The sequence below is a fragment of the Streptomyces yatensis genome (assembly GCF_018069625.1).
Taxonomy (GTDB): domain Bacteria; phylum Actinomycetota; class Actinomycetes; order Streptomycetales; family Streptomycetaceae; genus Streptomyces; species Streptomyces yatensis.
This window is the reverse complement of record NZ_CP072941.1, coordinates 7,978,919-7,993,123: the sequence shown is the minus strand read 5'-3', so window position 1 is coordinate 7,993,123 and position 14,205 is coordinate 7,978,919. Positions and strand designations below refer to the sequence as shown.

Genomic DNA, 14,205 nt, shown 5'->3' with positions numbered 1-14,205 from the left:
CCTTCCTTCCGGCGCCCCGCCGGGCATCGTCTCCCGCCGCCGTCTTCGCCTGGTGCTCCCGGACCAGCCACGCACCGGTCCTGGTGCATACGCACCACAGGCGGGGACGGGGCCATCCCCCGTCCCCGCCCGGAGAGCCCGGAGAGCCCCAAGAAGCGGTTCACCCCAGCTCGGTGAGCCAGTCGGTGATGTGGCCGGCCGCGGCGGGGGCGTGCTGGTTGACGAGGGTGAAGTGGTTGCCCGGAGTGGTGCGGGTGGTGGTGATGTGAGGGAGGTCCGTCTGCCAGTCATGTGGCACCGGGTCCGCCCCGGGTGCCGCGGGGAGCGGGTCCGATGCGCGCAGGAGCAGGGTCGGGAAGGGCGTGGGTGCGGGGGTCCAGGTGTGGATGAGCCGTTCCATCCAGGCGTAGGCGGACAGGTCGGTGGCGGTGAAACCGTCGGTGTGGTGCTCGCGCTCGTACAGGCCGTGCCACAGGTGGGGCTGGAGGGCGCGGGCGGCCGGGGATTCCAGGACGTAGGTGTCCAGGAGGACGACGGCCCGTACGGGCACCCCCTGGTCCGCGAGACGGCGGGCGGTCTCGTGGGCGAGGATGCCGCCGGATGAGGTGCCCAGCAGGATCACCGGGTCGGTGGTGGTCGTGGCCACGGCGTGGGCCAGCCCTTCGACGAGGGCTTCGCGGGTGGCGGGCAGCGCCTCGTCGGTGCCGAAGCCGGGGGGCGTCAGACAGGAGACGTCCCAGGTGTCGGGGAGCGCTCCGGCCAGGGCGAAGTAGGTGTCGGGTCCGGTGAGCGGCACGATGGGGGCCACGCACACCAGACGCGTGCCCGAGGTACCGGTGGCGAGCCGGTCCAGGGTGGACGGCACGGGCCCGGTGCTCTTCGGCCGGAGGGCGGCGAGGTCGAGCAGCAGGGTTTCGGCCTCGCTCCTACGGCCCGTCCGCACGGCGTCGCGGTGGAGCCGGGCGACCAGGTCGGTCGTCGGGTTCGCGACGGTGCCGTGGTCCTCGGCCGGCACCGCGGCGAGGTGGTCGAGGAGATGACCGGCCAGGTCGGCCGGGGTGGGGTGGGTGAGGACGACGGTGCTGGGCAGTGTCGTGCCCATCGCGGCGGCGAGCCGGTTGCGCAGGTCGATGGCGGCCAGCGAGTCCATGCCGTGGTCGCGGAAGACGGAGTGTTCCTCGATCGCCTCACCGGATGAGTGGCCGAGGGCCACCGCGGCCTCGCTCCGCACCAGGTCGAGGAGGAACCGCCGCGCTTCGGCGGACGGCAGGCTCCGCAGCCGTGCCGTGAAGTCGCCGGGTCCGCCCGTGGGTTCGGGCTCGGTGAGCTTGGCCGCCTCCGGCAGCTCGCTGAAGAACGGGCGGGGAGCGGCCTCGGTGATGACGGGGAGATAGCGGTCCCAGTCGATATCGGCGACCGTGAGCGCGGTCTCCTGTTCATGCAGCGCCTGGGCGAGGGCGGCCAGGGCCAGGTCGCCGTCGAGGAAGGACATTCCGCTGCGCAGGAGTTGCTCGCGGTCGTGCTCGCTCATCCGCTCGCGCGCCTCTTCCCAGGGGCTGCAGGCGATCGCCGTGGCGCGGGCGCCCCGGGCGCGGCGCCGGGAGGCCAGTGCTTCCAGATACGCGTTGGCCGCCGCCTGTGCCGCGTGGTGGCCGATGCCCCAGACGCCGGAGATCGAGGAAACCAGTACGAAGGCGTCCAGGCCGGTGTCGTCGAGCAGTTGGTCGAGGTGTGCGGCACCCGCCACCTTGGTGCGCAGCGCCTCGGCGAAGTGGTCGGGGCTCGCCGTGGAGAGCGGGCCCAGCGGGCTCGTCCCGGCCGTGTGCACGACGGCCCGCACCGGATGGCCGTCCGCCGAGAGCCGGTCAAGTGCCCCGGCCACGGCCTCCCTGTCGGTCAGCTCGCACGCCACCACCTCGGCGGCCGTCCCCTGGGCGGTCAGCTCCGCCACCAGTTCGGCCGCCCCCGGGGCTTCGAGGCCACGCCGGTTCATCAGCACCAGGTGCTCAGCGCCCTGCTGGGCCAGCCATCGGGCGACTCGGCTGCCCAGCGCGCCGGTGCCGCCGGTGATCAGGGTGGTGCCGCGGGGCGTCCAGGTGCCGGGCGAGTCGGCTCGTGCCGGGGCCCGCACCAGGCGCCGGACGAGGACGCCCGAGGGGCGCACCGCCGCCTGGTCCTCCCCCGGGTCCGCCGAGAGCAGCGCGGCGAACCGTCCGGCCGCCTCGGGGTCGAGGCGTTCGGGGAGGTCGGCGGGACCGCCGCGCAGCGACGGTGCCTCCAGGGCCGCGGTCCTGGCGAGTCCGAGGACCATCGCCTGCCGCGGGTCGCGGACCGGGTCGGCCGGGCCGGTGGACACCGCGCCGCGGGTCACCGTCCACAGCGGCACCTCGGCCCCGGCCGCGATCAGCGCCTGGACGAGCGACACGCTGAGGGCCAGACCGGCGGGCAGCGCGGGTTCGCCGCTGTCCGTGTCCTCGGCCGCCGCGAGCAGCGACACCACTCCGGCCACCCGGTCGAGGCCGACGTCGGCGAGCTGTTCGGCCATCGCCTCCGGGCCGGTAAGGCTCCCGTCGAGGACCACACGGCGCGCCTGGGCGCCGTGTGCGGTGAGCGCGGCCACCACATCCGTGTCGTCGAGGGAGCCGGTGGTGAGGACCAGCCACGTTCCGGTCAGTGCGGGTCCGGCGGGGACGCGCAGGGGTGTCCACACCGTCCGGTAGCGCCGCCGGCCGGCCAGCGTGTGCTCGTCCTGGCGCCTGCGCCACGCCGACAGCGCGGGCAGCACCGAGTCGAGCGCGCCCTTGCTCTCGGGTTCGAGGCCGATCAGCGTGGCGACGGCGGCGCTGTCCCCCTGGTCCACGGCGGTCCACAGCGGCGCGTCGGCCCCGGTGGCGGTGCCGGTCGGCGAGGTGGACGGGGCGGGCGGGGCGACCCAGTACGACTCGTGCTGGAAGGCGTAGGTGGGCAGGTCCACCGTGCGGCCGCCGGGCAGCGCCCTGGTCCAGTCGACGGGCACGCCTTGGGCGTACGCCTCGCCGAGCGAGCGCAGGACCCGGTCCCAGCCGCCGTCGTCGCGGCGCAGGGTGCCCAGGGTGACCGCCGGGCTGCCCGCGGTCTCGATGAGTTCGCTGGTGCCGACCGCGAGCACCGGATGCGGACCGACCTCGATCATGATCCCGTGGCCCTCGCGCAGGAGACCGGTCATCGTCTCGGCGAAGGACACGGTCTGCCGCAGGTTCCGGCACCAGTAGCGGGCGTCCAGCTCCTCGGTGTCGAGACGGCCCCCGGTCACCGTGGAGTAGAACGGCACCTCCGAGGGGCGGGGCCGCACCGGAGCCAGCAGCTCCAGCAACTCGGCCTCGATCTCGTCGATATGCGCCGAGTGGGCGGCGAAGTCCACCCCGGCCAGCCGCCAGCGCATGATCCTGGCGGCGGACAGACCGCGCTCGACCTGGTCGAGGGCGGCCGGGTCGCCGGAAAGGGTCACCGTCTTCGGTCCGTTGACCGCCGCGATGGACACCGCGCCCGACACCTCGTCCAGCAACTCCCGGATCCGCTCCGGCGATGCCATCGCCGACATCATCGCGCCGCGTCCGGACAGCCGCTCGTGGATGAGCCGGCTGCGCAGCGCCACCACACGGGCGCCGTCGTCCAGCGACAGGCCGCCGCTGACGCAGGCGGCGGCCACCTCGCCCTGGGAGTGGCCGACGACGGCGGCGGGCTCGACGCCGAACGAACGCCACAGCGCGGCGAGCGAGACCATCACTGTCCACAGCACGGGTTGCAGCACATCGGGGCGCTTCTCGATCGGCGGCGCACCGGGCTCACCGCGGAGCACATCGGTGGGCGACCAGTCGAGGTACGGGGCCAGAGCCGCCTCGCAGTCCGCCACGCGCGCGGCGAAGACGGGCGAGACATCGAGCAGTTCGGCCGCCATCCCGGCCCACGCCGCGTCCTGTCCGGGGAAGACGAAGACCACCGGGCCGCGCTCGGGCGCCGTGCCGCGCACCGCCGCGGGATCCGAGGTGCCCTCGGCCAGGGCCGCCAGGCTTCCGCGCAGCGCCACGGGGTCCTCGCCGACCAGCACCGCCCGATGCTCGAACGCGGCACGGGTCGTGGCCAGGGAATGCCCGATGTCCACCGGGTGCGCCCCGGGGTGGGCGTCCAGATGCGCGAGCAGCTTCGCGGCCTGGGCGCGCAGCGCCCCGGCCGTCCTGCCCGCCAGCGGCCATGCCACCGGCCCGTCCCACACCGGATCCGGGACGGGCGCGCTGGGCGCCGGGGCCTGCTCCAGTACGGCGTGGGCGTTGGTCCCGCTCATGCCGAACGCGGAGACCGCGGCCCGCCGCGGACGGCCGAGGTCGGGCCATGGCGCCGCCTCGGTCAGCAGCTCGACCGCGCCCGAGTCCCAGGCGATACGGGACGACGGCTCGGTGGCGTGCAGCGTCTTGGGCAGGACGCCGTGCCGCATGGCCATCACCATCTTGATGACACCCGCGACACCGGCGGCCACCTGCGTGTGCCCGATGTTGGACTTGACCGAGCCGACCAGCAGCGGCGGGTTGTCGCCCCGGTCCTGGCCGTAGGTGGCCAGCAGCGCGTGCGCCTCGATCGGATCGCCCAGTGCGGTGCCGGTGCCGTGTGCCTCGACCACGTCGACGTCGGACGCCGCGAGACCGCTGTTGGCGAGGGCCTGGCGGATGACCCGCCGCTGGGCCGGACCGCTCGGCGCGGTCAGTCCGTTGGAGGCGCCGTCGGAGTTCACCGCCGACCCGCGGACGACTGCCAGCACCTGGTGGCCGTTGCGGACCGCGTCCGAGAGCCGTTCCAGCACCAGGAGACCGGCGCCTTCGGCGATGCCCATGCCGTCCGCCGATTCGGCGAACGCCTTGCTCCGCCCGTCGGGCGCCATCACCCGGTGCCTGCTCAGCGAGACCAGCAGGTCCGGGCCGGTCAGCACGGTGGCACCGCCCGCCAGGGCCAGGGTGCTCTCCCCCGAGCGCAGCGACTGGCATGCCAGGTGCAGCGCGACCAGGGACGCCGAGCAGGCGGTGTCCACCGTCACGGTCGGCCCGTGGAGGTCGAAGAGATAGGCGAGACGGCCCGAGAGCACGCTGGGGAGCGTGCCGGTGAGCTGGTAACCGTCGGCGTCCGCCGACACCCCCGTGCCGTACTGCTGGGTGGTCGCCGAGACGAAGGTGCCGGTCAGGCTGGACCGCAGGGACGCGGGGTCGATCCCGGCGCGTTCGAACGCCTCCCAGGTGAGCTCCAGCAGCATCCGCTGCTGCGGGTCCATCGACACCGCCTCACGCGGGGAGATGCCGAAGAACGCCGCGTCGAACTCGCCCGCGCCGTCGACGAAGCCACCCGCCGCCGAGTAGGTCGTGCCCGTCCGCTCCGGGTCGGGGTGGTACGCCCCCGCGTCCCAGCCGCGGTCGGCGGGCAGCGGGGAGATGGCGTCCGTGCCCTCGGTCAGCAACTCCCACAGTTGCTCGGGCGAGCGCACCCCACCGGGGAAACGGCAGCTCATACCGATGATCGCGATCGGCTCCGCCTCGGCCGCCCCGGCTCCCGTACCGCCCGCCGTGATCGCGGCCGGTGCGGCGCTCCCCCGCCGCTCGTCGGCCTCGCCGCCCAGTTCGGCCCACAGATGACCGGCCAGGGCCTCCGGTGTCGGATGGTCGTAGATCAGGGTCGAGGGCAGGCTCAGGCCCGTCCGCTTGCGCAGGCTGTTGCGCAACTGGCCGGCGGTCAGGGAGTCGAAGCCCATGTCCTTGAACGTCCGCCCGCCCCCGGCCGCCGCCGGACCCGCGAGCCCGAGCACCGAACCCACCTGCTCCCGCACCAGCTGGAGGAGGGCGTCCCGGGCCCGGTCGGGCGTCAGCCCGGTCAGCAGGCCGGAGCCGCCACCGGTGGCGGCGGCCCGGCGGACGGCGCCGGTGGGCACCAGGCCGCGGAGGACGGCGGGCACGGTGCCACGCGCCCGCAGGGCGGCCCGGTCGACGCGGGTGGCGAGGACGGACGCCTCCCCCACCGCGCCCGCGGTGTCGAAGCAGGCCAACCCCTGGTCGACGGTGAGCGTCGGCAGCCCGGCCGCGGCGATCCTGCGCAGCTGCGCGGCGCTCAGCCCGGCCGACATACCGCCGCTCCGCGGCCAGAGCCCCCAGCCGATGGACAGACCCGCGAGCCCCTCCGCAGCCCGCCGCCGCGCCAGCGCGTCCAGGAACGCGTTGGCCGCGGTGTAACCGGCCTGCCCCGCGTTGCCGAGGACACCGAACACCGAGGAGAACATCACGAACGCGGTCAGCCCGTGGCCACGGGTCAGCTCATGCAGATGCCAGGCACCGTCCAGCTTCGGGCGGAAGACCGTGTCCAGCCGGTCCGGGGTCTGCGCCCCGATCAACCCGTCGTCGAGCACACCGGCGGCGTGCACCACACCGGTCAGCGGATGCTCGGCCGGGATCGCCGCCAGCAGGGCGGCCACGGCCGCGCGGTCGGAGACATCGCAGGCGGCGGCGGTCACCCGCGCGCCCTGGCCGGTCAGCTCGGCCACCAGCGCGTCGGCGCCCTCGGTGTCGGCACCGCGACGACCGGCCAGCACCAGATGGCGCACCCCGTGCGCGGTGACCAGGTGCCGGGCCACCAGCGCGCCGAGGCCGCCGAGCCCGCCGGTGACCAGCACGGTGCCGTCACCACCCCATACGGTGCCCGGTGCGGACGGGTCCGGGGCGTCGATGGAAGCCAGCCGGGGTATCAGCAACTCCCCGGCGCGCACGGCCAGTTCGGGCTCATCGCAGTCCAGTGCCGCACGCAGGGTTGCGGCGGCGGCCGCCACCGGGTCCCCGGTGTCCGCGGGATCCAGGTCGAGCAGGACGAACCGGTCGGGGCTCTCCTGCCGGGCCGACCGCACCAGCCCCCACACCGCGGCCGCCACCACGTCAGGGGCGGTGCCGGGGGTGGTGGCCACCGCGCCACGGGTCACGAACACCACGCGAGCGGGCCGACTTGCGCCGGTCGCGTACGTGTCGTCGCCTGAGTTCTCGTCGTTCAGGTGGTGCCGCAGTGTGTCGAGTACGGACGCGGTGACCGTACGGACCGCCTCCGGCACCGGCACACCGTCCGGCGTGGCGACCGGGACCAGCAGCGCCTCACCGGCGCTCACGGGGTCGTGGCCACCGGGCTCCGGCACCGGGGCGGGCAGCCAGGCCAGGCGCAGCAGTGGTCGCGCCGCCATGGTCTGCGTGGTCTGGACGTCCGGCGTACGCAGCGTCAGCGTGCGTACCGACACCACCGGATGGCCGTCGGTGTCCACCGCGCTCAGCGTGACCGTGTCCTCGCCCGTCACGCGCAGCCGCACCCGCAGCCCCGACGCCCCCACGGCGTGCAGGGACACCCCGGACCAGGTCGACACCTCGGGCCGGGCCCCCGCCTCGCCTTCCGACCCGGTCGACGACGCGAGGTGCAGCGCCGCGTCCAGCAGCGCCGGATGGAGGCGGAAGGCATCGGCCTCGTCGGCGATGTGCTCGGGGAGGACGACCTCGGCCAGCACCTCGTCCCCGGCCCGCCAGACCGCCCGGACGGCCCGGGACGCCGGGCCGTAGCCGAGCCCGGCCTCGCGCCGCCGCTCGTAGAAGCCATCGAGGTCGACGGGTACGGCGTCCGCGGGCGGCCACACCGACCCGGCATCAGCACCAGCACCAGCACCGGGCGTGCCCGGCGCGAGCGTGCCGGTGGCGTGTCGCGTCCAGGGCGCGTCCGGCGTGTTCGCGGGCCGCGCGTAGATGGCCAGGGTGCGTCGGCCGCCGTCGCCGGGGCCGCCGAGCGCGACCTGGATCCGTACGCCGTCCTCGTCCTGCCCGGGCAGCACCAGCGGGGCGTCCAGGGTGAGTTCCTCGACGAGACCACAGCCGGCCTCGTCGCCCGCGCGCACCGCCAGCTCCACGAATCCGGCGCCGGGGAAGGTCATATGCCCGGCCACCACATGGTCGGCCAGCCACGGCTGCGCCGCCACCGACAGCAGCCCGGTGCAGAGCAGACCACCGGTCTCGGGCAGCTCCACCACCGCGCCGAGCAGCGGATGGTCCACACCGCCGAGCCCGGCCGGGACCGCGCCCGCCGTCGCGTTGCCGACGGGCGCGGTCCAGTACCGCTCCCGCTGGAACGCGTAGGTGGGCAGCGCGACCCGGCGCGCGCCGGTCCCGGTGAACAGTTCGGCCCACCGGACCGGGACGCCCCGGACATACAGCCGGGCGGCCGCCGCCAGCGCGGTGGACTCCTCGTCGCGGTCCTTGCCCAGCAGCGGCACGGCCTCCACCCGCGCCACATCGGGCAGGGCGTCCTGCGCCAGCACCGACAGCGTGGCGTCCGGGCCCAGTTCGAGGAAGGTGTGCGCGCCGGACCGGGCCGCGGCGCCGACCGCGTCGGCGAACCGCACCGTCGTGCTGACGTGCCGCACCCAGTAGTCGGGGGTACGGATCCGCTCCGCGTCGATCCGCTCACCGGTGACGGTCGAGACGATCGGGATCCGCGGCTCACCGAAGGCCAGGCCCTCCACGACCGCGCGGAAGTCGTCCAGCATCGGTGTCATCAGCGGGGAGTGGAAGGCGTGGCTGACCCGCAGCCGGGTGGCCTTGCGGCCGTCGGCAGCGAACCGGTCCGCGATGGCCTCGACCGCGTCGACCGCCCCGGACACCACCACCGCCTCGGGGCCGTTGACCGCGGCGAGCCCCACGCGGTCCTCGGAGCCGGTGAGCAGCGCCGCCACCTCGTCCTCGGTGGCCCGCAGCGCGACCATGGCGCCGCCTTCGGGCAGCGCCTGCATCAGCCGTCCGCGGGCGGCCACCAGGGTGCACGCGTCGGGCAGGGACAGCACCCCGGCCACATGGGCCGCCGCGATCTCGCCCACCGAATGCCCGACCAGCAGATCCGGCGCCGTCCCCCACGACTCCACCAGCCGGTACAGGGCCACTTCGAGGGCGAACAGCGCGGGCTGGGCGTACGCGGTGCGGTTCAGCAGCTCCGCGTCGTCGCCGAACACCGCCTCCCGCAGCGGCCGTTCCAGCTCGCCGTCCAGCAGTGCGCGGACCTCGTCCCACGCGGCAGCGAACACCGGGAACCGGGCGTGCAGTTCGCGCCCCATGCCCAGTCGCTGGGCGCCCTGACCGGCGAAGAGCAGCGCCAGCGGCCCGGGCTCGCCCGCCATGCCCTCGGCCACCTTCACGGGCACGGGCCGCGCGTCGCCGTCTCCCGTACGGTCCGTCGCGGCCAGGAGGACCGCTCGATGCTCCAGCTCGGAGCGGGTCGTCGCGAGCGAATAACCGATGTCGGCCGCCGCCGCGCCGGTGTCGGCCACGAACGCGGCCAGCCGGTCCAGTTGCGCCTCCAGCGCCGCCTCGCTACGAGCCGACACCGGCCACGGCACCACGCCGTGCCCGGCCTGCGACCGCGGCGCGCCCGAGGGCCGCTCGGCGGTCTCATTGGTGCGTTCCCGCGGCGGCTGTTCGATGATCACATGCGCGTTGGTGCCGCTGATCCCGAACGACGACACGCCCGCGCGGCGCGGCCGCTCGGCCGGTGGCCACACGGTGGGCCCGGTGAGCAGCTCCACCGCCCCGGCCTCCCAGTCCACCTGCGACGACGGCGCGTCGACATGCAAGGTGCGCGGCAGGACGCCGTGCCGCATCGCCAGGATCATCTTGATGACGCCCGCGACACCGGCGGCGGCCTGCGTATGCCCGATGTTGGACTTGAGCGACCCCAGCAGCAGCGGGCGGTCCGGGTCCCGGTCCTGCCCGTAGGCGGCGAGCAGCGCCTGGGCCTCGATCGGATCGCCCAGCCGGGTGCCGGTGCCGTGTCCCTCCACCGCGTCCACGTCCGAGGGGACCAGTCCGGCACCGGCCAGGGCCTGGCCGATCACCTGCCGCTGCGAGGTTCCGTTGGGCGCGGTCAGGCCGTTCGACGCGCCGTCGGAGTTGACCGCGGAGCCGCGCAGTACGGCCAGCACCCGGTGGCCGGCCCGGGTCGCGTCGGAGAGCCGTTCCAGCACCAGGACGCCCACGCCCTCGGACCAGCCGGTGCCGTCCGCGGCCTCCGCGTACGCCTTGCAGCGGCCGTCGGGCGACAGGCCGCCCTGCCGGGCGAACTCCACGAAGATGCCGGGCTCCGACATGACGGTGACACCACCGGCCAGCGCCAGGGTGCACTCGCCACCTCGCAGCGCCTGCGCCGCCAGGTGCAGCGCCACCAGCGACGACGAGCACGCCGTGTCCACGGTCAGCGCGGGCCCGCGCAGCCCCAGGGCGTAGGCGATCCGGCCGGAGAGCACGCTCGGCGAGGTGCCGGTGAGCAGATATCCCTCCGCGGCGCCGGAGCCGTCCTTGAGGCGCGGACCGTAGTCCTGGGCCATCGCGCCCATGAACACGCCGGTCCGGCTGCCGTGCAGGGACGACGGGGCGATCTCGGCCCGTTCGACCGCCTCCCAGCTCATCTCCAGCGCCAGCCGCTGCTGTGGGTCCATGGCTTCCGCCTCACGCGGCGAGATCCCGAACAGCGCCGCGTCGAAACGGTCCGCGTCGTAGAGGAAACCGCCCGGCCTGCCGGTCGCCGTCATCTCCCGCGCCCATCCCCGGTTGGCGGGCATGTCGGAGACGGCGTCCACTTCGCCCGACACCAGGTCCCACAGTTCCTCCGGCGAGTTCACCCCGCCCGGGTAGCGGCAGGCCATCCCCACGATCACCACCGGGTCGTCCGCCGGGACGGCGCGGGGCGCGGGCGACGCGTCGCCGGTCAGCGGGCCGGTGAGCTCCGTGGCCAGATGGTCCGCGCAGGCGTCGGGCGTGGGGTGGTCGAACAGCACGGTGTTGGGCACCCGCAGCCCGGTCGCGGCCTTCAGCCGGGTCGCCAGCTCCACCGTCATCGCCGAGTCGAAGCCCAGCTCCTTGAAGGACCGCGCGGGGTTCACCCGCTCCGCGGAGGCGAATCCCAGGACGACGGCGGTCTCCGTGCGCACCAGCCGCGCCAGCTCGGGGCGGGTCCACGAGGCGCCGGATTCCGCACGCTCCGACTCCGACTCCGACTCCGGTTCCGGGTCGGTGGCGTGTTCTGCTACGGCCGCGACGGCGTCCGGCACCCGGGCGGGCTCCGGGAGCCAGTACCGCTCCCGCTGGAATCCGTACGTCGGCAGGGCCACCCGCCGGGCGTCGGTCCCGGCGAACGGCCGCGCCCAGTCGACCGGCACCCCGCGGACGTACACCTCGGCCAGACAGCTCAGGAACCGGTCCATCCCGCCCAGTTCGCGCCGCAGCGTGCCCACGGCGAGGGCCAGGACGTCGGCCGCGTCGATGGCGTCCTGCACCGCGGCGGTCAGCACCGGGTGGGAGCTGACCTCGACGAAGGCCCGGTGGCCCTGGCCGAGCAGCGCCCGGACGGCCGGTTCGAAGGAGACGGTCTGCCGCAGATTGCGGTACCAGTACCCGGCGTCCATGCCGGTGGTGTCCAGCCACTCTCCGGTCACCGTGGAGAAGAACGGCACGTCGGCCCGGCGCGGGGCGATGCCCTCCAGCGCAACCGACAGCTCCTCGCGCACCCGCTCCACCTGCGCCGAGTGCGAGGCGTAGTCCACCGCGATCCGCCGCACTCGCACATCCGCGCCCGCGAGTTCCTCGAACAGCTCGTCCAGCGCCGCCAGTTCACCGGAGACCACCACCGAGCCGGGCCCGTTGACCGCCGCGATCGACACCCGGCCGTCCCAGCGGCCCAGCCGCGCCTCGGCCTCGGCGCGCGGCAGCGCCACCGACAGCATGCCGCCCGCCCCCGAGAGGCGGCGGGCGATGGCCTGGCTGCGCAGCGCCACCACGCGGGCCGCGTCCTCCAGCGACAGCGCACCGGCCACGCAGGCCGCCGCGATCTCGCCCTGGGAATGGCCCAGCACCGCGTCCGGGAGGACCCCGTGCGCCCGCCACACGGCCGCGAGGGAGACCATCACCGCCCAGGAGGCGGGCTGGACCACATCGACCCGTTCCAGCGACGGGGCGCCCTCGGCCTGGCGCAGCACGTCGGCGGGCGACCAGTCCACATGGGGCGCGAGCGCGGCGGCACACTCGGCCAGCCGCTCGGCGAAGACCGGGGACTCCGCCAGCAACTGGACGCCCATGCCCGCCCATTGCGAACCCTGGCCGGGGAAGACGAACACCGTCCGGCCCTCGATGTCGGCCACTCCCCGCACCACGCCCGGCGCGGACTCGCCCTCGGCCAGGGCCGCCAGCGCGCCCAGGGCCTCGGGCCGGTCCGGCGCGAGGACGACGGCGCGGTGGTCGAACGCGGTGCGCGTGGTGGCCAGGGAGAAGCCCACGTCCACCGGATCGAGCCGCTCGTTCTCCGCCAGATGGGCGGCGAGGCGGGCGGCCTGGGCGCGCAGCGCGTCCCGGGTCCGGCCCGACAGCGGCCACGGCACGGTGCCACCGGCCACACCGGGGCCACCCGCCGTGCCCACGCCAGGGTCCGCGGGCGGGTCCTCGGAGGTCGGCTCGGTGGCGGACACCACCAGATGGCAGTTGGTGCCGCCCATGCCGAACGACGAGACACCGGCCAGGGCGCGGCCGTCGCGGTAGGGCCACGGGCGGGTGGATGACACCACGTCCAGGTGCCACTCGTCGAAGCGGATCCCCGGATTGGGGTGTTCGAAGTTGAGGCTGGCCGGCAGCTCGCCGTTCCGCAGCGACAGCACGACCTTCAGCAGGCCCACGATGCCCGCGGCGCCCTCCAGATGCCCCACGTTCGTCTTCGCCGAGCCGACCAGCAGGGGGTTGTCCACCGCGCGGTCCGCTCCGTACACCGCGCCGAGCGCCTCGGCCTCCACCGGATCGCCCACCCGGGTGCCGGTGCCGTGGAGTTCCACATACTGCACCGCCGCCGGGTCGACCCCCGCACGGCGGCACGCCGCCGCCAGCACCACGCCCTGCCCCTCGGGGTCGGGGGTGGTCAGGCCCGCGCCGGGGCCGTCGTTGCCCACCGCGCCGCCCTCGATGACGCAGTAGATCCCGTCCCCGTCGGCCAGCGCCCGCGCCAGTGGCTTGAGCAGCACCATCCCGGCGCCCTCGCCGCGGACGTATCCGTTGGCGCGCTCGTCGAAGGTGAAGCAGCGGCCGTCCGGGGACAGTGCGCCGAGCCGGGCCGCCGCCAGCGCGCTGTCCCGCACCAGGTTGAGGTGCACACCGCCGGCCAGTGCCGTGGCCGACTCCCCGCGCCGCAGGCTCTCGCAGGCCAGATGCACCGCGACCAGCGACGACGACTGCCCGGTGTCCACCACCAGGCTCGGTCCCCGCAGGCCCAGGAAGTAGGACACCCGGTTCGCGATCACGCTGCGGTTCAGTCCGGTCAGGGTGTGGTGGGCGATGGCCGCGGGTCCCCTGCGCCGGTCCAGTACGCCGTAGTCGTCCGCGGTCACCCCGATGAACACGCCGGTGTCCTCGCCCCGGACCTCGGCCGGCCGGACGCCCGCGTCCTCCAGGACCTCCCAGCCCAGCTCCAGCGCGAGCCGCTGCTGTGGGTCCATCGCCCGCGCCTCACGGGGCGAGATCCCGAAGAACTCGGGGTCGAAACGGTCGACTTCGTCCAGGAAGGCGCCCCACCCGGGCGCGCCGGAGTCGGCCGCCGCGTCGTCGCTCCAGCGGCCCGGCGGCACCTGTGACACCGCGCTCATCCCGCCGGTCAGCAACTGCCAGAACCGCTCGGGGTCCTGCGCGGACGGCAGTCGGCAGGACACGCCCACTACCGCGATGGCGGTGTCCTGCTGCCGGATTCGGCCGGCGGATATGGACTCAGGTCGGCTCATGGTGCCGCTCCCCACTCGTCGTCCTCACGGGCTCGGCAGGAGAGGCAGGTGCCGGCACACGCCGGGTCCCCCAGAATCCGGCGACACCGGACTGCCGTTCACGTCGTGATCAACAATGTGCGAAATAGTACATCTATGGTCGGCAGAAATCCCTGAGCCTCCAACGGAGTGGCGCGACTCTCCCTTTGGGGCCATTCGTCGCCTCTTTCCCCTGTCATGGATGCATTCCGTGCCAATACCGTCACCTTAGGCACGCGAAGGTTGCTGAGAATTCACCTAGACCTCCGGTGTTTGAAAGTCCGTACGATCGCCTATTGTTGGGCGGGGTCGGCCGAAAAGAGCTGCCGAACCGTCAAGCTGCCCGCTGCCCGACA

The 14,205-nt window shown here is 74.6% G+C and carries 1 protein-coding gene; it reads right to left on the bottom strand.

The window, feature by feature from the left end:
- Positions 1–160: 160 nt before the first annotated feature.
- Positions 161–13,831, bottom strand: a complete 13,671-nt coding sequence (locus J8403_RS33370) for a type I polyketide synthase (protein WP_211126398.1) — start codon at positions 13,829–13,831, stop codon at positions 161–163.
- Between the last annotated feature and the right edge of the window lie 374 nt (positions 13,832–14,205).

Excerpts from the sequence above, each read along its gene's own strand:
- J8403_RS33370 (WP_211126398.1), bottom strand. The coding sequence starts at position 13,831 with ATGAGCCGACCTGAGTCCATATCCGCCGGCCGAATCCGGCAGCAGGAC.